We start from the raw sequence: 17,947 nt of genomic DNA on the forward strand, positions 1-17,947 counted from the left end.
CGCACACTCCCCTCTGGTCATCTTTTTTCAGCTTAGCGCCCCCACCGAAAGACGGCGCACCAAGCGACAGGACGGCAGCATACCTGCGAACGCCACACGCTTCACGACGAACTGCCGCCAGCACCGTCCTGCGGGCGCGTCGTGATGCGCCATTTTGATTCGGGACGCACCATGACGGAACCGACCATCACGGAAAAAACGCCGAAACAGCCCATAAACAACGCACCGTTCGAACCCACGGCAAAGCCACCATGTGTGAATTCAGTACAGGAAATAAAATTTTTTGCACCAAAACCGCACAACGCGTCTACGCTCAGTGCGTCAGCATCCGCCAATTACTCACTGGCGGGGTGAACCGGTAACGCTTTTGGTTGTCACCCCCGCAGCTTCGATGTGGTAACCACGATGCAAAGCATGGCGTCAAGCCCACATAAAATGAGCTTGAACCCCCCGGTTTTATGAGGTTTTTACGGCAACAGGCAGGTTTTCGGAAAAAAACAGCAACAGAATTCCGATTTGTGCACGCTTGTTGCATCAACACCCGTATCGTCTATAAGCGCTCCGCTGGAAGTGGAAGCCTGAAGACCAATAAAAACAGTGGCAGGGTTGCCCGATGGAGATTCAAGTGCAGGACAAGGGACTCTTTTTTACCGATGCTCAAGCCCTGGAAAACAGCGCTGAAGTTGTCAGTCCGATTGTGTCGGGATTGTGAATTTGCGACATTGATCAAGCCATTTGCGACAGGGTCGTAAAGAAGCTGAAAGGTTAGATGCGCAAGTATCGCCAATAGGGTCGGCGTGATATAAGTTTGCGCCGACACAAAAAGAAAGAGCCGCCCAGATAATAAAACAGGTGGGACGGCAGTACTCTTCTAAAAACCAAAGGAGCAAATCACGATGCGCGTGATGAAGTGGAGCATGATCGCACTGGCAGTTGCAGCAGCAGCCAGTACTCAAATGGCTACGGCCGCACCTTTCGTAAGTGACCAGGCTGAAGCCAAAGGTTTTGTTGAAGACGCCAAGCTAAACTTGCTGCTTCGCAACTATTACTTCAACCGTGACAACAAAGATGGCGCTCACGACCAAAAAGACTGGACCCAGGGCTTTTGGGGCAATTTCAGCTCCGGTTACACCCAAGGTACTGTTGGCGTTGGCGTTGATGCGTTCGGTTACCTGGCCGTCAAACTGGATGGCGGTGATGGCACCTCCGGTACGGGCAACATGAGCCGTAGCGACACCGTTAAGGCCAACGGTTATGCCCACGACGTCAACGACAGCCAGGGCAAAGCCGGTGCTGCGGTTAAATTCCGCATCTCCAAAACCGAGCTGAAAGTCGGTGACATGCAGCCAAGCACTGCTCCAGTGTTCGCTGTTGGCGGTTCCCGCGTCCTTCCTCAAACTGCCAGCGGTTTCCAACTGCAGAGCAGTGAAGTCAAAGACCTTGACCTCGAAGCCGGTCACTTCTACTCGGGTACCAGCCAGGACAAAAACGGTCGTGACGGCGGTCTGTATGCAACCTACGCAGGCGTCGAAGCCAACTCTATCGACTACTTCGGTGGCAAGTATGGCATCACCGACAACCTGAGCGCTTCTCTGTACGGCGCCAAGCTGGAAGACATCTGGAACCAGTACTACGCCAACCTGAACTACACCATCCCAATGGGTGGTACCGAGTCGCTGAATCTGGACGGTAACATCTACCGTACTACCGATACCGGCAGCGCCAAGGCTGGTGACATCAGCAACACTGCCTACTCCCTGGCAGCCGCTTTCTCCTTCCTGAAAGCGCACACCATTACCGTCGCCTTCCAGAAGGTCAACGGTGACACTCCGTTCGACTACATCGGTGTGGGCAAAAACAACCGCGGCGGCGACTCGATCTTCCTCGCTAACTCCATCCAGTACTCTGACTTCAACGCTCCTGGCGAGAAATCTGCTCAGATTCGCTACGACCTGAAAATGGCCGAGTACGGTGTTCCAGGTCTGAGCTTCATGACCCGTTACGTGAAAGGTTGGGACATTGACGGCACTGGTCTTGCTGCCAATAGCCAGTACCGTACCCGTACCGGTGACCCGCTTTACGGTGAAGACGGCAAGCACAACGAAACCAACTTCGAAGCCAAGTATGTTGTTCAGTCTGGCCCGGCAAAAGATCTTTCCTTCCGCATTCGTCAAGCATGGCACTACGCTAACGCCGACGAAGGTGAAGGCGATATCAAAGAGTTCCGCCTGATCGTCGACTACCCGATTTCGGTTCTGTAATTGCCGAAAGCCAGTTCGCGGTAATCAAAAAAAGGCCCATCTTCGGATGGGCCTTTTTTATTGGCTACAGCACTAGGTCTTGCGAAATGCCTGACCAAATGGTCAGACATTAGTTGACAGACCGATCATTAAACCGTTGCAGACTCCTGCACTACGCGAATAACCCGCTGCGGAAACGGAATATCGATGCCGGCAGTCTTCAAGCGATCGCGCGATTGCTCGTTAAACATGAACATCACATTCCAGTAGTCGGCAGTCTTCACCCACACCCGCAGAGAAACAGTGATCGAACTGTCGCCCAGTGTGGAAATCACCGCTTCCGGTGCCGGCTCAGTCAACACTCGCGGATCCTTGGCCAGTTCCAGCAACACTTCACGGGCCTTTTGCAAGTCCGCTTCGTAAGCCACACCTACATCAAACACAACCTTGCGGGTCGGCTGACGGTTAGTGTTGGTGATAATGCCGTTCGACAGATTACCGTTAGGCACGATGATGGTTTTGTTATCGCCAGTGCGCAGTACGGTGTGGAAGATCTGGATGCTGTCGACAGTACCGGCAACACCTTGGGCTTCGATCCAGTCTCCGATACGGAACGGACGGAACAACAGGATCAGCACGCCGCCGGCAAAGTTCGCCAGGCTGCCCTGCAGGGCCAGACCGATGGCCAGGCCGGCCGCACCGATCGCCGCGACGAAGGAGGTGGTTTCCACACCGATCATCGACGCTACGCTGACGATCAACAGAACCTTGAGGATGATGTTCGCCAGGCTGCTGATGAAGCCTTGCAGCGCCAGGTCGGCGTTGCGCAACGCCAACAGACCGCCCAGTTTTTGCGTGACTTTGTTGATCAGCCACCAGCCAATGGCCAGGGTAATCACCGCCAGCAACACGCGGCTGCCGTATTCCATGATCATCGGAATCCAGGCTTGAGACGCCTTGACCAGGTTGTCCACTTCAGTATTCAAATCCATCTACTTTCTCCTGATTTCCGGCTACCCGGCACGCAAAAAATGAGCGGCAGAAAGACCGAACCCATAAGGCTCGATCGTTTCTGCCGTTGCTTGGGCCTCGGACGTCGAAATCGCCGAGAGGTTCCCGCTTGAAAGATCAGTCGCGGAAGTTATTGAACTGCAGCGGCATGTCGAAAGTTTTGGCGCGCAGGGCGGCGATGGCTTCCTGCAGATCGTCACGCTTTTTACCGGTGATACGCACCTGCTCACCCTGAATGGCAGCCTGGACCTTGAGCTTGGCATCTTTGACGTGGGCGACGATTTTCTTCGCCAGCTCTTTGTCGATGCCTTCCTTGAGGACCGCTTCCTGCTTCATCAGCTTGCCCGACGCGTAGGCATCCTTGACTTCAAGGCATTGCACGTCGATCTTGCGCTTGACCAGGGCCAGCTTGAGGATCTCGATCATCGCTTCGAGCTGGAAATCGGCTTCAGCGGTCAGGTTGACGGTCAGGTCTTTTTCCTTGAACTCGAAGCTGCCCTTGCCTTTCAGGTCATAACGACGATCGAGTTCCTTGACGGCGTTCTCGACCGCGTTGGTGACTTCGTGTTTGTCCAGTTCGGATACCACGTCGAACGACGGCATGTAATTTCTCCAATAAAAAGGCGCGCTCGATAACGATGGAGCGCGCTTGGCTTGCGGTTAAAATCGGGCTCATTATAACGGGTCTTTTCCAACCGATACTGCGAGCCTCACATGCCAGCCTCAAACCGAGCAAAAAGCTGATGTCGACCCCTTGGCATGTTCTGGGCGCCGGCAGCCTCGGCACGTTGTGGGCCACCCGTCTGGCACGGGCCTCAGTGCCGGTCAGGCTGATCGTACGGGACGCGGCACGCCTGCAGGCCTATCAGGCGGCGGGCGGGCTGACGCTGGTCGAGCACGGCGAAGCGCGGGTGTACCCGGTGCCCGGCGAAACAGCCGACAGCGACGGACCGATCAGCCGTCTGCTGGTGGCCTGTAAAGCCTATGACGCCGTAACAGCCGTGGCCCGGCTCGCCCACCGCCTGCCCCCGGACGCCGAACTGATCCTGTTGCAAAACGGCCTTGGCAGCCAGGACGCCGTCGCCGCGCAAGTCCCGCATGCCCGCTGCATCTTCGCTTCCAGTACCGAAGGCGCGTTTCGCGATGGCGACTGGCGCGTGGTGTTTGCCGGTCATGGTTACACCTGGCTGGGAGATGCCGGCCATCCGGTGGCACCGTTCTGGCTGGAGGACTTGAGCGACGCCGGCATTCCCCATGAGTGGAGCACCGACATTCTCACAAGGCTGTGGCGCAAGCTGGCGCTCAATTGTGCGATCAACCCGTTGACCGTCCTGCACGAATGCCGCAACGGCGGTTTGCAGCAACATCAGTGCGAAGTGGCCACCCTGTGCGCCGAACTCACCGAACTGCTGGAGCGCTGCGGCCAGCCGGCGGCAGCCGAAAACCTCCGGGAGGAAGTCGAACGGGTGATCAAGGCGACCGCGACCAATTTCTCCTCGATGTACCAGGATGTCGCCAATCAGCGCCGCACCGAAATCAGCTACCTGTTGGGCCATGCCTGCAAAGTTGCGTCGCGGCATCAGTTGAACCTGCCCCACCTCAATCAATTGCAGCAGCGCTTGATCGCTCATCTGCACAGCCTTGGATTGCCCAGCGACTGAGCAGCGGCTACGCTGGCCACTTGTTCCTTTTCAGCGATGAACCTGATGCCATTGCGCCAGCGCCTTGAAAACCTTCCGGTCGGCCAGAAACTGCTGGCCGCCCTGCTGGTGCTGTTGACCACCGTTTTGCTGGTCGCCAACCTGACCTTTATCAGTGCCGCGTATTACATCTCCCAGGAAAGCATGGCCCCCCAGGCCCTGCAGACTATCGGCCGACTGGTGTCCAACCCGAGCCTGGTGTCCGACGCGCTGAAGTCGCCGCAAAACGCCGAACGCCTGCTCAACGAACTCAACAGTTATTCACCACTGCGTGCGGCAGCCCTTTACGACGGCACGGGTACGCGTCTGGCGCAGCTGCAACACGGCGACACGCTGAACCTGCCAGAACACTACCGACACCTCGAAGCCTGGCAAGCCACGGAGTTTCGCAGCAATCAAGTGATCACCCTGCCCCGCCCCGGCACCGCTCCCGGGCATTTGCTGCTGGTGGCCAGCAGCGAATTGCCGATGGCGTTCTACACCGGGACCCTGACCGCCAGCCTGGGGATTCTGATCTTCAGCGTGCTGTTGTGGCTGGTGATCGCCCGGCAAATCAAACGCCTGATTACCCGCCCCATCCATCAGCTCGAAGAGCTGTCCCGGCAAGTCACCCGGGAAGAGAACTACGCCCTGCGCGCCTCTCGCGGCAACCACGACGAAATCGGCAGCCTCGCCGAAGCGTTCAACACCATGCTCTCGCGCATCGAGGCCCGGGAGCAGCAGCTCAAGCGTGCCCGCGACGATTCCCAGGCGGCTTACGACCAGGCCCAGGGGCTGGCCGAAGAAACCCGTCACACCAACCGCAAGCTGGAACTGGAAGTTCAGGTGCGGAGCAAGATCGAGAAAAAACTCACCGGTTTCCAGAACTACCTCAATAGCATCATCGACTCCATGCCATCGGCGCTGATCGCCCTCGACGAGCAGCTTTACGTGACCCAGTGGAATCAGGAGGCCAGCGCACTGTCCGGCACGCGCCTGGACGAAGCCTTGAACCAGCCGATCTTTCTCGCCTTCAAACCCCTCAAGCCATTCCTGCCGCAGCTCAAGCAAACCGTCGAGCAGCATACGGTGGCCAAGATCGAACGCGTTACCTGGCCCAAGGACGACGAACCCCGGCATTACGCCCTGACGTTCTACCCGTTGATGGGCGGCGCCGGGCGTGGCGTGGTCATCCGGATCGACGACATCACCCAGCGTCTGTCCCTGGAAGAGATGATGGTGCAGTCGGAAAAAATGCTCTCGGTCGGCGGCCTCGCCGCCGGTATGGCCCATGAGATCAACAACCCGCTGGGCGCAATCCTGCACAACGTGCAGAACATTCGTCGACGTCTGTCCCCCGACCTGCCGAAGAACCTCGAACAGGCCGAGCAAATGGGCATCGAACTGGAAACGGTCAATAAGTACCTGAAAGCGCGTGAAGTACCGCAGCTGCTCGACGGCATTCAGCAGGCCGGCGCCCGGGCGGCGAAGATCGTGACCCACATGCTCAGCTTCAGCCGCCGCAGCACTCGGCAAATGGCGCCATGCGACCTGCCGGCACTGATCGATCAAGCGGTGGAAATCGCCGGCAACGACTTCGACCTGGCCATTGGCTTCGACTTCAAGGGCCAGGCAATCATTCGCCAGTTCGATCCGGCGCTGGGCCCGGTACCCGGCACCGCCAACGAACTGGAACAGGTGCTGCTCAACCTGCTGAAAAACGCTGCGCAAGCCATTCACCAGCGTACAGACGACCGCGAACCGGGGCGGATCATTCTGCGTACAAAACTGAATCCGCCGTGGGCGGAAATCCAGGTCGAGGACAACGGCATCGGCATGAGCGAAAGCGTGCGCAAACGCACGTTCGAGCCGTTCTTCACCACCAAGGAAATCGGTCAGGGCACCGGCCTTGGGCTCTCGGTTTCGTATTTCATCATCACCAACAACCACAAGGGCCAGATGGAAGTGCAATCGACGCCGGGCCAAGGCACTTGCTTCACCTTGCGCCTGCCCTTGTCGGGCACTGCGGTGAACTCTCAAGAACTCAATCAGCTGTCGAGGTAACCATGGGCTTTCGTTTGTCGAAGATTTACACCCGCACCGGCGACAAAGGCGAAACCGGGCTTGGCGACGGCCGCCGGGTGCCCAAGGACCATCCGCGAATCGAGGCCATTGGCGAGGTCGATACGCTGAACAGCCAGGTGGGCGTGCTGTTGGCCGGGTTGGCGGCGCAAAGTGGCGAGTTTCCCGGACTTGGCGAAGTGATCGAGGTATTGGCGCCCTGCCAGCATCGGTTGTTCGACCTCGGTGGCGAACTGGCCATGCCGGTGTATCAGGCACTGAACACGGCAGAAATCGAACGGCTGGAAGCGGCCATTGATGTGTGGAATGAAGAACTGGGGCCGCTGGAGAATTTCATTCTGCCCGGCGGTTCGGCGCTGATTGCCCAGGCCCACGTGTGCCGCAGCCTGGCGCGCAGTGCCGAACGCCGTTGTCAGCAGTTGAATGCGATCGAACCGTTGGCCGGGGTGGGCCTGGCGTATATCAATCGGTTGTCGGATTTGTTGTTTGTGGCGGCACGGTTGATTGCCAAGCGCCAGGGGATTGCCGAGATTTTATGGCAGCCTGCGGCGAAACCTTCAAACTGATCGACTGATCATTCCCACGCGGAGCGTGGGAATGATCACAGCACTGCAAATCAAGCCTCAGGCCAGAACGCCCGAATCCCCGCCACACCTTGTGCGCCCGCTTCCCAGGCTTTCTGCCGCTCTACCGGGCCAACACCACCCAACAAGAACACCGGTTTGCTGAAGCCTTCGATCAAAGTCGACGCCAGCTCCCAACCCAGCGGCTGAGCATCCGGGTGCGTCTGGGTCGGCTGCACCGGCGACAGGGTCACAAAGTCCACGCCCATCTGCTCGGCCAGCGCCAGTTCTTCAGCGTTGTGGCAGGACGCCGCCAACCAGCGCGACGCTGGTAGCGGTCGGCCGGCCGCCGCGTACTTGCGCAACTGCGCGGCAGTGATGTGCCAACCGGCGGAGGGGAAGTCCCCCAGCCATTCAAACGGCCCCTTGATCATCAACTGCGCCTTGCCAGCACACAATCCCGCCGCGTCCACCGCCAGATCGCGGTATTGCGGGTCATAGCCATTGGGCGCACGCAACTGAATCAGCTTGATGCCGCCCGCGATGGCTTTCTGGATACCGCGCAGCAAGGCCGGGGCTTCCAGACCGTCCGGGGTGATCAGGTACTCGCCGGGCAAGCGTGCAGCCGCGACGATCGGCTGGTTCGCGGCCGGAAACTCGTAGTCCAGCAGTTCCCGCGCCGTCACCCAGGCCAAAGGCTGACCTTCGGCACCATGGGGTTCGCCGGTAAACGCCGAGACTTCCCAGACATCCAGCAACACCTGCTTGTCCGGGTAGTCGTGGCGAACCTTGATCAACGGTCGCGCGGTATTGACCACGATGCCCAACTCTTCGTGAAGCTCGCGGGCCAGGGCAGTTTCGACGGATTCGTTATCCTCGACCTTGCCACCGGGGAACTCCCACAAGCCGCCCTGATGCTGGGTGTCGGCACGCCGGGCGATGAGGATCTTGCCGTTGCTATCGCGGATAACCGCCGCGGCCACGTGTACTCGTTTCACTGCCCGACCTCCTCCAGACCTGCCTTCTGCCAGGCCTTGAAAGCTGGCCATTGGTAAATGGTTTCGACATAGGCTGCATCGACCTCGGGCAGCTTCACTTGATAGGTGCGCAGGCGGACGGCGATCGGTGCGAAAAACGCATCGGCCAGGGTCGCGCCACCAAACAGGAATGGGCCAGCTTCAGTCGCGGCCGCACGACACTCAGCCCACAACGCCAGCATGCGCTCGATCTCGGCCTGAACGTCAGGCGGAGTCGGCAACAACGGCGCATTGTGGCTCAGGTCGAACGGCATGTTGCCGCGCATGGCGAAGAAACCGCTGTGCATCTGCGCGCAGGCCGAACGCGCCTGAGCACGGGCGGCGGTGTCTTTGGGCCAGAGGCCGGCATCGGGGAATTGCTCGGCCAGGTACTCGGCAATCGCCAGCGAATCGGCGATGGTGCCGTGTTCGCTTTTCAGCAGTGGGACTTTCCCGGTCGGCGAATGCTTGAGCACGCGTGCGCGGGTATCCGGCTGGTTCAGCTTGATCAGTTCTTCGGTGTAGGACGCGCCGGTCAGGTCGAGGGCCAGCGCGGCGCGCAGGGACCAGGAAGAATACAGTTTGTCGCCGATGATCAGGTGGAGGCTCATGTTCGGGCGCCTTTTGGTAAGAGTACAAGCCAGAATCTTTAGCGTCTGGTGGTCGGTCTTCGCGGGCAAGCCTCGCTCCTACAGGTCACACCACCTGTAGGAGCAAGGCTTGCCCGCGAAAGCGATCTTTCTTACGTGCGGTACTCGGCGTTGATCTTCACGTATTCGTGGGACAGGTCGGTGGTCCAGATGGTTTCGCTGCAATCGCCGCGACCCAGCTCGATGCGGATGGTGATTTCTTCCTGCTGCATCACCGCCGCGCCCTGGGCTTCGGTGTAGGTGGCAGAACGCGCGCCACGGCTGGCGATGCACACCTCGCCCAGGAACACGTCGATCTTGCTCACGTCCAGGTTCGGTACACCGGCACGGCCTACAGCGGCCAGGATGCGGCCCCAGTTCGGATCGGAGGCGAACAGCGCAGTCTTGATCAGCGGCGAGTGGGCCACGGTGTAACCGACGTCCAGGCATTCCTGGTGATTGCCGCCGCCGTTGACTTCAACAGTGACGAACTTGGTCGCGCCTTCGCCGTCACGCACGATAGCCTGGGCCACGTCCATGCACACTTCGAATACCGCTTGTTTCAACTTGGCGAACAGCTCGCCTTCGGCACGGGTGATTTCCGGCAGTGCAGCCTTGCCGGTGGCGATCAGCATGCAGCAGTCGTTGGTCGAGGTGTCGCCGTCGATGGTGATGCGGTTGAACGACTTGTTGGCGCCGTCCAGAAGCAGGTTTTGCAGCACCTCGCGAGAGACTTTGGCGTCGGTGGCGATGTAACCGAGCATGGTCGCCATGTTCGGGCGAATCATGCCCGCGCCTTTGCTGATGCCGGTGACGGTGATGGTCACGCCGTCATGCTGGAACTGGCGGCTCGCGCCCTTGGGCAGGGTGTCGGTGGTCATGATGCCGGTGGCGGCAGCTTCCCAGTTGTTTTCCGACAAGTCATCGAGGGCGGCTTGCAACGCGCCTTCGATTTTCTCGACCGGCAGCGGTTCGCCGATCACACCGGTGGAATACGGCAGCACCAGGCTGGCATCGACGCCGGTCAGCTCGGCCAGCTTGGCGCAGGTGCGCTCGGCGGCGGCCAGGCCTGGTTCGCCGGTGCCGGCGTTGGCATTGCCGGTGTTGGTCAGCAGGTAACGTACCGGGCCTTGCACGCGTTGCTTGGCCAGGATCACGGGAGCGGCGCAAAAGGCGTTCAGGGTGAACACGCCCGCCACGGTGGAACCTTCGGCACAGCGCATGACCACGACATCCTTGCGCCCCGGGCGCTTGATACCGGCCGAGGCGATACCGAGTTCAAAACCGGCAACCGGGTGCAACGTTGGCAAAGGACCAAGACCAACAGCCATGAATGCGCTCCTTAAAAAATGTTGTCTGCACCGTCATTGCGATAGACGGTGGTTTGAATGGCAAAACGCCGCGACGGCATAAGCCGGTCGCGGCGCGGGTATTTCAGCGTTTGAAACGGGTTTTACTGGATCTGCCCGTGGCAATGCTTGAACTTCTTGCCCGAGCCGCAGTAGCACAGCTCGTTGCGGCCCAGTTTCTGCTCGTTGCGTACCGGTGCGGTGGCGAGAGCTACATCGATCTCTTCACCCAACACTTCCGGTTGCTCCAGGCCAGGCGCTTCGTCGTGCTGGAACTGCATGCGCGCAGCCAGCGCCTCGGCTTCCTGACGCAGACGTTGCTCTTCGGCTTCCGGATCTTCGCGGCGCACCTGAACGTGCGACAGCACACGAATCGAGTCGCGCTTGATCGAATCCAGCAGCTCGGAGAACAAGGTGAAGGACTCGCGCTTGTACTCTTGCTTCGGGTTCTTCTGCGCATAACCACGCAAGTGGATGCCGTGACGCAGGTGATCCATGGTCGACAGGTGGTCTTTCCACAGGTCGTCGAGCACGCGCAGTACGATTTGCTTCTCGAAGGAGCGCAGTGCTTCGGCACCGGCCTGGTCTTCTTTCTCGTTGTACGCGGCGATCAGTTCGTTGAGCAGCTTCTCGCGCAGGGTTTCTTCGTACAGGTGGTCGTCTTCGTCGAGCCATTGCTGGATCGGCAGCGCCACACCGAAGTCGCTCTGCAACGCCGCTTCCAGACCGGACACGTCCCACTGCTCAGGCAGCGATTGTGGCGGAATGTGTGCGCTGACGGTTGCGTTGAGCACGTCCTGACGGAAATCGGCAATGGTTTCGCCAATGTTGTCAGCGGCCAACAAACTGTTACGCATGTGATAGATCACTTTACGTTGTTCGTTGTTGACGTCGTCGAACTCAAGCAGCTGCTTACGGATGTCGAAGTTGCGGCCTTCAACCTTGCGCTGAGCCTTCTCGATGGCGTTGGTCACCATGCGGTGTTCAATCGCTTCACCGGACTGCATGCCCAGCGCCTTCATGAAGTTCTTCACCCGGTCAGAGGCGAAGATGCGCATCAGGCTGTCTTCCAGCGAGAGGTAGAAACGGCTGGAACCGGCGTCGCCCTGACGACCGGCACGACCGCGCAACTGGTTATCGATACGACGCGATTCGTGACGCTCGGAAGCGATCACCTGCAAGCCGCCCGACTCCAGCACTTGCTGGTGACGTTTCTGCCAGTCGGCCTTGATCTGGGCAATCTGCTCAGGAGTCGGGTCTTCCAAGGACGCCACTTCCACTTCCCAGTTACCGCCCAACAGGATGTCGGTACCACGACCGGCCATGTTGGTGGCGATGGTCAGTGCACCCGGACGACCGGCCTGAGCGATGATTTCGGCTTCTTTTTCGTGGAACTTGGCGTTCAGAACCTTGTGTTCGATGCCTTCCTTCTGAAGCAGGCCGGACATGTGCTCGGACGTTTCGATGGTGGCGGTACCCACCAGCACCGGACGGCCCTGAGCCATGCACTCCTTGATGTCGCCGATGATCGCCGCGTATTTCTCTTCGGCGGTCAGGAACACCAGGTCGTTGTAGTCTTTACGCGCCAACGGCTTGTTCGGCGGGATGACCATGACCTGCAGGCCATAGATCTGATGGAATTCGAACGCTTCGGTGTCCGCGGTACCGGTCATGCCGGACAGCTTGTTGTACAGACGGAAGTAGTTCTGGAACGTGGTCGACGCCAGGGTCTGGCTCTCGGCCTGGATGTTCAGGTTTTCCTTGGCTTCGATGGCCTGGTGCAGACCTTCGGACAAACGGCGACCCGGCATGGTACGGCCGGTGTGTTCGTCGACCAGCACCACCTGACCGTCCTGCACGATGTACTCGACATTGCGATGGAACAGTTTGTGCGCACGCAGGCCGGCATAGACGTGAGTCAGCAAGCCCAGGTTATGCGCCGAATACAGGCTCTCGCCTTCAGCCAGCAGGCCGACGCGGGTGAGCATTTCTTCGATGAACTGGTGACCGGCTTCGTTGAGTTCGACCTGACGGGTCTTCTCGTCCACGGTGTAGTGGCCAGCCTTGGTGACTTCGCCTTCGACTTCCTCGATGTGCAATTCAAGCTGCGGGATCAGTTTGTTGATCTCGATGTACAGCTTGGAGCTGTCCTCGGCCTGACCGGAGATGATCAGCGGGGTACGGGCTTCGTCGATGAGGATGGAGTCGACTTCGTCGATCACGGCAAAATTGAGTTCGCGCTGGAATTTTTCTTCCATGCTGAACGCCATGTTGTCGCGCAGGTAGTCGAAACCGAATTCGTTGTTGGTGCCGTAGGTGATGTCGGCGGCGTAAGCGGCGCGCTTCTCTTCCGGCGGCTGGAATGGCGTGACCACGCCGACCGTCATGCCGAGGAATTCGTAGAGCGGACGCATCCAGTTGGCGTCACGACGGGCCAGGTAGTCGTTCACCGTCACAACGTGCACGCCCTTGCCGGACAGCGCGTTGAGGTAAACGCCCAGTGTTGCCACCAGGGTCTTGCCTTCACCGGTACGCATTTCCGCGATCATGCCTTCATGCAAGGTCATGCCGCCGATCAGCTGGACATCGAAGTGGCGCATACCCATGACGCGCTTACCGGCTTCGCGGGCGACCGCAAAGGCTTCTGGCAGCAGCTTGTCGAGGGTTTCCCCTTTGGCGAGGCGGGCCTTGAACTCGTTGGTCTTGGCACGCAATTGATCGTCCGAAAGGGCCACCATTTGCTCTTCGAAGGCATTGACGAGCTGCACCGTCTTGAGCATGCGTTTGACTTCACGCTCGTTCTTGCTTCCAAAAAGTTTCTTTAACAAAGGCGCAAACATATCGGCAGGATCTTCCACACTAAAGGGATGGAGGGCGGCCCCGTGAGTCGCCCGTGCAGCCCTCATGGCCGCATGCGAACGAGCATTCTACCCGGAAACGATGGTGAGGAAAGTGGCGTTATTCCACGATGCATGCACTGCGCTGTGACGGGGCTCACTTAAAATAAGGGCTTTTTACTGAACTTCAACCCATTGAGGGTACAAGTTACTCGTTGATTTAATGGGTAAAGCGCTCGTAAAGCAATGGGTCAGGACCAGCGGGTGCTTTCTGTTACCATGGCCGTTCTGTTACTTCAGGTGTTCGATCATGGCATTTCGCCCTCTCACGGCCAGAGCACCCGCCGTTCTGCTTCGCGAAGCCAAACCGCTGAAAGCCATCTTTGGCCACGCTCAACGCCTGGGTCATTTACAACGTCTGGTGGAAAGCCAGCTGCAACCGGCTGCCCGCGAGCATTGCCATGTGGCGTCGTGGCGCGAAGGCAGTTTATTGCTGATTGTCACCGACGGTCACTGGGCCACCCGCCTGCGTTATCAACAAAAGCGTCTGCAACGCCAGTTACAGCTGTTCGACGAGTTCGCCAGCCTGACGCGGATCCTGTTCAAGGTGCAACCACCGACCGTTCAGCAAGGAGCGGCTGGGCATACCATGGATTTGTCGACGGATGCCGCGGCGACCATTCAGGCGACGGCTGACGGGATTACCGACCCGAATTTAAGGGCGGCGCTGGAGCGCCTTGCGGCGCACGCAAAACCTAAATCCTGAACCCCCTGTAGGAGCGAGGCTTGCCCGCGAAGAGGCCCCCGAGGGCGCCAAAAGCTTCGCGGGCAAGCCTCGCTCCTACAGGTGATTGCATTCCAATTCATTCAGCGGCGTTTGCTGCCCCCAAGCAATGAACCCATCAACCCGCGTACCAGCTGTCGGCCCAATTGATTGGCCGCCTGTCGCATCGCCGATTTAAGCGCCTGTCCTGCCGCCGTACCGAGGAATTCCCCGGCCTGTTCGGTGAAACTCGGCTCTTCGGGGGCAGGTTTGCCCGGCGCGGTTTCAGGCTCCGGCGCCAACCCCTTGCGCCCCATCAGCACTTCATAGGCCGATTCGCGATCGACCGGTTTGTCATATCGCCCTTTAAACGGCGAACCGGCAATCAGCACCGTGCGCTCAGTCTCGGTCAGCGGCCCGATCCGCGACTGCGGCGGTGCGACCAGTACACGCTGGACCATCTCCGGCGTGCCCTTGTCCTGCAAGGTGCCGACCAACGCCTCGCCGATGCCCAGCTCAGTCAACACCGACAAGGCATCAAATGCCGGGTTCGGCCGAAAGCCCTCGGCCACTGCCCGCAGGGATTTCTGCTCTTTGGCGGTGAACGCGCGCAAGCCATGCTGAACACGCAGGCCCAACTGAGCCAGCACATCATCCGGCAAGTCCCCCGGCGATTGGGTGACGAAATACACGCCCACGCCTTTCGAACGGATCAGCCGCACCACTTGTTCCAGACGATCCTGCAACGCCTTGGGCGTACCGGCGAACAACAAGTGCGCCTCGTCGAAAAACAGCGCCAGCAGCGGTTTATCGGCATCGCCGCGTTCCGGCAGTTGCTCGAACAATTCAGCCAGCAACCACAGCAGGAACGTCGCGTAGACCTTCGGTGCTTCGTGCACCAGACGGCTGGCGTCAAGCAAGTGGATGCGCCCGCGACCGTCCATCGCCGGCTGCAAAATATCTTCCAGTTGCAGTGCCGGTTCACCGAACAACGCTTCGGCGCCCTGCTGTTCCAGCGTCGCCAAACGGCGCAACAGTGCCTGGCTGGAACCGGTGGTCATCAGCGCCGCGTCATCGCCCAGTAATACGGGGTTATCACGCAGGTGATTGAGCAGCGCCTTCAAATCTTTCAAATCCAGCAGTAACAGCCCTTCGCGGTCGGCCACCTTGAACGCGGCATAAAGTGCCGACTGCTGACTGTCGGTCAGCTCCAGCAGGCTGCCGAGCAGCAACGGCCCCATTTCGCTCAAGGTGGTGCGCAATGGATGACCGGACTGACCGTGAATATCCCACAGGGTTACCGGATACGCCTGAGGCTTATGGTTCAGCCAGGGCATGCCGGCGATCCGCTCCGCGACCTTGCCTTGAGGGTTACCGGCGGCGCCCAGGCCGCACAAGTCGCCTTTGATATCCGCCGCGAACACCGCCACGCCTGCATCGCTGAACGCTTCGGCCAGGCGCTGCAACGTAACGGTTTTACCGGTCCCGGTAGCGCCCGCTACCAAACCGTGACGGTTCGCCAGGCGCATGGCCTGGGCGATTGGCTGGCCAGCGAGGTCAGCGCCGATAACGAGTTGCGATGAGTCAGGCATTTTGTCACCCATGGTTAATCTTTGATCCTTCATGGCCGATAACAACCGAGAGACCAGACTGGAAACAGCGTCGGTAATTCCCTAAGGAGAGACGGAAATATCAGCTTACTTTCATCACTGCCCATTCTGCGCGCCTTTATAAAAGCACGCCCTGGACATTAAGACCTAGCGGACCCCCAAGCCATGAACAAAAACCTGCGCTTCAGCCATAAAATACTGCTTGCCGCCGCCCTGATCGTTATCGCCGCATTCGCTTCGTTCACACTGTACAACGACTATTTGCAGCGCAATGCGATTCGTGAAGATCTGGATAACTATCTCACCGAGATGGGAGACGTCACCGCCAACAACATCCAGAGTTGGCTGGCCGGTCGTATCCTGCTGGTAGAGAACCTCGCTCAAAACATTGCCATCAACCCCGAACAATCCAACGTCGTCAGTCTGCTTGAACAAAATGCTTTGGCATCGACCTTCATGGCCAGGTACCTGGGTGATGCCAGCGGCAACTTCATCAACCGCCCGGACTCCAAGATGCCGGACGGCTACGATCCCAGAGTTCGCCCTTGGTACAAAGGCGCGGAAAACAGCAACGGCTCGACGCTGACCGAACCTTATGTAGATGCGGCGACCGGTCAAACCATCATCTCCATTGCCACCGCTTCGAAAAAATCGGGGAAAAGCGTGGGGGTGGTAGGCGGTGACTTGAGCCTGCAAACCCTGATCGACACCTTGATCGCGCGTGATTTCGGCGGCATGGGCTATGCCTTTCTGGTCAGCGCCGACGGCAAGATCCTGGTTCATCCGGACAAAGCCATGGTGATGAAGTCCCTGAGCGAGGCGTACCCGAAAAATACCCCACGCATTAGCAGCAACTTCACTGAAGTGGACGTCGACGGCAAAACCCGCATCGTCACTTTCACCCCGATCAAAGGCTTGCCGTCGGTCAACTGGTACATCGGCCTGTCGGTGGACAAGGACAAAGCCTTCTCCATGCTCAGCGAATTCCGCACCTCGGCGATCATCGCGACCCTGATTGCCGTGGCCATCATCATTGGCTTGTTGGGCATGCTGATCCGCCTGCTGATCCAGCCGCTGCACGTGATGACCCGCGCCATGGAAGACATCGCCGACGGTGAAGGCGACCTGACCAAACGCCTGACCATCCAGAATCAGGACGAATTCGGCATCCTTGGCACGGCATTCAACCGTTTCGTGGAGCGAATTCATACATCGATCCGCGAAGTGTCCTCAGCCACCGGCCAGGTCAACGAAGTGGCCTTGCGGGTGGTGGCGGCCTCGAACTCGTCGATGTTCAATTCCGACCAGCAAGCTTCGCGCACCAGCAGCGTCGCCGCGGCCATCAACCAGCTCGGCGCCGCTGCTCAGGAAATCGCCCGTAACGCAGCCCAAGCATCGAATCAGGCCAGCGATGCCCGCAGCCTGGCCGAAGACGGCCAGCAAGTGGTGGATCGCAGCATTGCCGCGATGAATCAGCTGTCGAGCATGCTCAGCGCTTCGAGCACCAACATCGAATCGCTGAACAGCAAAACCGTGAACATCGGGCAGATTCTCGAAGTGATCACCAGCATTTCCCAGCAAACCAACCTGCTGGCGCTCAACGCCGCCATCGAAGCGGCGCGGGCCGGTGAAGCCGGGCGCGGTTTTGCCGTGGTGGCCGACGAGGTACGCAACCTGGCGCACCGCACGCAGGAGTCGGCGCAACAGGTGCAGACCATGATCGAGGAGCTGCAAGTCGGCGCCCGTGAATCCGTCAGCACCATGAGCGACAGCCAGCGCCACAGCCAGGACAGCGTGGAAATCGCCAACCTGGCCGGCGAGCGCCTGAACAGTGTGACGTTGCGAATCGGCGAAATCGACGGCATGAACCAGTCGGTGGCCACGGCGACCGAGGAACAGACGGCGGTGGTGGAGTCAATCAACGTGGACATCACCGAAATCAACACGCTGAACCAGGAAGGCGTGGAAAACCTGCAATCGACCCTGCGGGCGTGCTCGGACCTTGAGCAACAGGCTTCTCGATTGAAGCAATTGGTAGGCAGTTTCCGTATCTAGTGTCTGAACTGGTCTCTTCGCGGGCGGCGATCCGACTTGCCCGCGAAGGCGTCCATCCAGACACCGCAAATCCCGCTGCGCCCCCCCACCGCAAAACCCCAACCGAACATCTA

At 59.2% G+C, this 17,947-nt stretch carries 14 protein-coding genes; 6 read left to right on the forward strand and 8 right to left on the reverse strand.

Going from position 1 to position 17,947, the window contains the following annotated elements; all coding sequences use genetic code 11:
* Nucleotides 1-101: 101 nt before the first annotated feature.
* Complete coding sequence (locus JUI81_RS16170; protein ID WP_204124650.1) at nucleotides 102-335, reverse strand: hypothetical protein; 234 nt, start codon at nucleotides 333-335, stop codon at nucleotides 102-104.
* Between the two features lie 561 nt (nucleotides 336-896).
* On the opposite strand from JUI81_RS16170, the gene JUI81_RS16175 reads away from it, so the two are divergent.
* Nucleotides 897-2,261, forward strand: a complete 1,365-nt coding sequence (locus JUI81_RS16175) for an OprD family porin (protein WP_204124651.1) — start codon at nucleotides 897-899, stop codon at nucleotides 2,259-2,261.
* Between the two features lie 128 nt (nucleotides 2,262-2,389).
* Here the strand turns inward: JUI81_RS16175 and JUI81_RS16180 are convergent, their stop codons facing one another.
* The gene (locus JUI81_RS16180) at nucleotides 2,390-3,232 is read right to left on the reverse strand and encodes a mechanosensitive ion channel family protein (RefSeq protein ID WP_204124652.1); all 843 of its coding nucleotides are present in this window, start codon (nucleotides 3,230-3,232) and stop codon (nucleotides 2,390-2,392) included.
* Nucleotides 3,233-3,368: 136 nt separating this feature from the next.
* A complete protein-coding gene (locus JUI81_RS16185) occupies nucleotides 3,369-3,854 on the reverse strand; it encodes a YajQ family cyclic di-GMP-binding protein (protein WP_018926510.1) in 486 nt (161 codons plus the stop codon).
* A gap of 140 nt (nucleotides 3,855-3,994) precedes the next feature.
* Between JUI81_RS16185 and JUI81_RS16190 the strand changes: the two genes are divergently transcribed.
* From JUI81_RS16190 to JUI81_RS16200, 3 genes are read left to right on the forward strand one after another with little or no spacing between them, the layout of a single operon-like run.
* Nucleotides 3,995-4,912, forward strand: a complete 918-nt coding sequence (locus JUI81_RS16190; RefSeq protein ID WP_204124653.1) for a putative 2-dehydropantoate 2-reductase — start codon at nucleotides 3,995-3,997, stop codon at nucleotides 4,910-4,912.
* Nucleotides 4,913-4,957: 45 nt separating this feature from the next.
* Nucleotides 4,958-6,994 carry a HAMP domain-containing sensor histidine kinase gene (locus tag JUI81_RS16195; protein ID WP_028939417.1) on the forward strand — a complete coding sequence of 679 codons (2,037 nt, stop codon included), beginning with the start codon at nucleotides 4,958-4,960 and terminating at the stop codon, nucleotides 6,992-6,994.
* Between the two features lie 2 nt (nucleotides 6,995-6,996).
* On the forward strand, nucleotides 6,997-7,578 hold the full coding sequence (locus tag JUI81_RS16200; protein ID WP_019581489.1) for a cob(I)yrinic acid a,c-diamide adenosyltransferase: 582 nt from the start codon (nucleotides 6,997-6,999) through the stop codon (nucleotides 7,576-7,578).
* A gap of 50 nt (nucleotides 7,579-7,628) precedes the next feature.
* Here JUI81_RS16200 and JUI81_RS16205 read toward each other — a convergent pair whose 3' ends face one another.
* The 4 genes from JUI81_RS16205 to secA all read right to left on the reverse strand — a co-directional run bounded on the left by JUI81_RS16205 (nucleotide 7,629) and on the right by secA (nucleotide 13,409).
* On the reverse strand, nucleotides 7,629-8,573 hold the full coding sequence (locus JUI81_RS16205) for a Nudix family hydrolase (protein ID WP_204124654.1): 945 nt from the start codon (nucleotides 8,571-8,573) through the stop codon (nucleotides 7,629-7,631).
* The gene (locus JUI81_RS16210; protein WP_019581491.1) at nucleotides 8,570-9,202 is read right to left on the reverse strand and encodes a glutathione S-transferase family protein; all 633 of its coding nucleotides are present in this window, start codon (nucleotides 9,200-9,202) and stop codon (nucleotides 8,570-8,572) included. The genes JUI81_RS16205 and JUI81_RS16210 overlap by 4 nt, the downstream gene beginning before the upstream one ends.
* Before the next feature lie 131 nt (nucleotides 9,203-9,333).
* Nucleotides 9,334-10,551 carry a bifunctional glutamate N-acetyltransferase/amino-acid acetyltransferase ArgJ gene (gene argJ / locus JUI81_RS16215; RefSeq protein ID WP_019581492.1) on the reverse strand — a complete coding sequence of 406 codons (1,218 nt, stop codon included), beginning with the start codon at nucleotides 10,549-10,551 and terminating at the stop codon, nucleotides 9,334-9,336.
* A gap of 122 nt (nucleotides 10,552-10,673) precedes the next feature.
* The gene (gene secA, locus JUI81_RS16220) at nucleotides 10,674-13,409 is read right to left on the reverse strand and encodes a preprotein translocase subunit SecA (RefSeq protein WP_019581493.1); all 2,736 of its coding nucleotides are present in this window, start codon (nucleotides 13,407-13,409) and stop codon (nucleotides 10,674-10,676) included.
* A gap of 307 nt (nucleotides 13,410-13,716) precedes the next feature.
* Here secA and JUI81_RS16225 point away from each other — a divergent pair, with 307 nt between their 5' ends.
* Nucleotides 13,717-14,172: a DUF721 domain-containing protein gene (locus tag JUI81_RS16225; protein WP_018926518.1), complete on the forward strand. Its 456-nt coding sequence runs from the start codon at nucleotides 13,717-13,719 to the stop codon at nucleotides 14,170-14,172.
* Between the two features lie 101 nt (nucleotides 14,173-14,273).
* On the opposite strand, the gene JUI81_RS16230 is transcribed toward JUI81_RS16225, so the two are convergent.
* On the reverse strand, nucleotides 14,274-15,761 hold the full coding sequence (locus tag JUI81_RS16230; protein ID WP_026286451.1) for a helicase HerA-like domain-containing protein: 1,488 nt from the start codon (nucleotides 15,759-15,761) through the stop codon (nucleotides 14,274-14,276).
* A gap of 183 nt (nucleotides 15,762-15,944) precedes the next feature.
* Between JUI81_RS16230 and JUI81_RS16235 the strand changes: the two genes are divergently transcribed.
* The gene (locus tag JUI81_RS16235) at nucleotides 15,945-17,834 is read left to right on the forward strand and encodes a methyl-accepting chemotaxis protein (protein WP_019581494.1); all 1,890 of its coding nucleotides are present in this window, start codon (nucleotides 15,945-15,947) and stop codon (nucleotides 17,832-17,834) included.
* The last annotated feature ends 113 nt before the right edge of the window (nucleotides 17,835-17,947 follow it).

This window comes from Pseudomonas sp. 008 (genome assembly GCF_016861935.1).
Taxonomy (GTDB): Bacteria; Pseudomonadota; Gammaproteobacteria; order Pseudomonadales; family Pseudomonadaceae; genus Aquipseudomonas.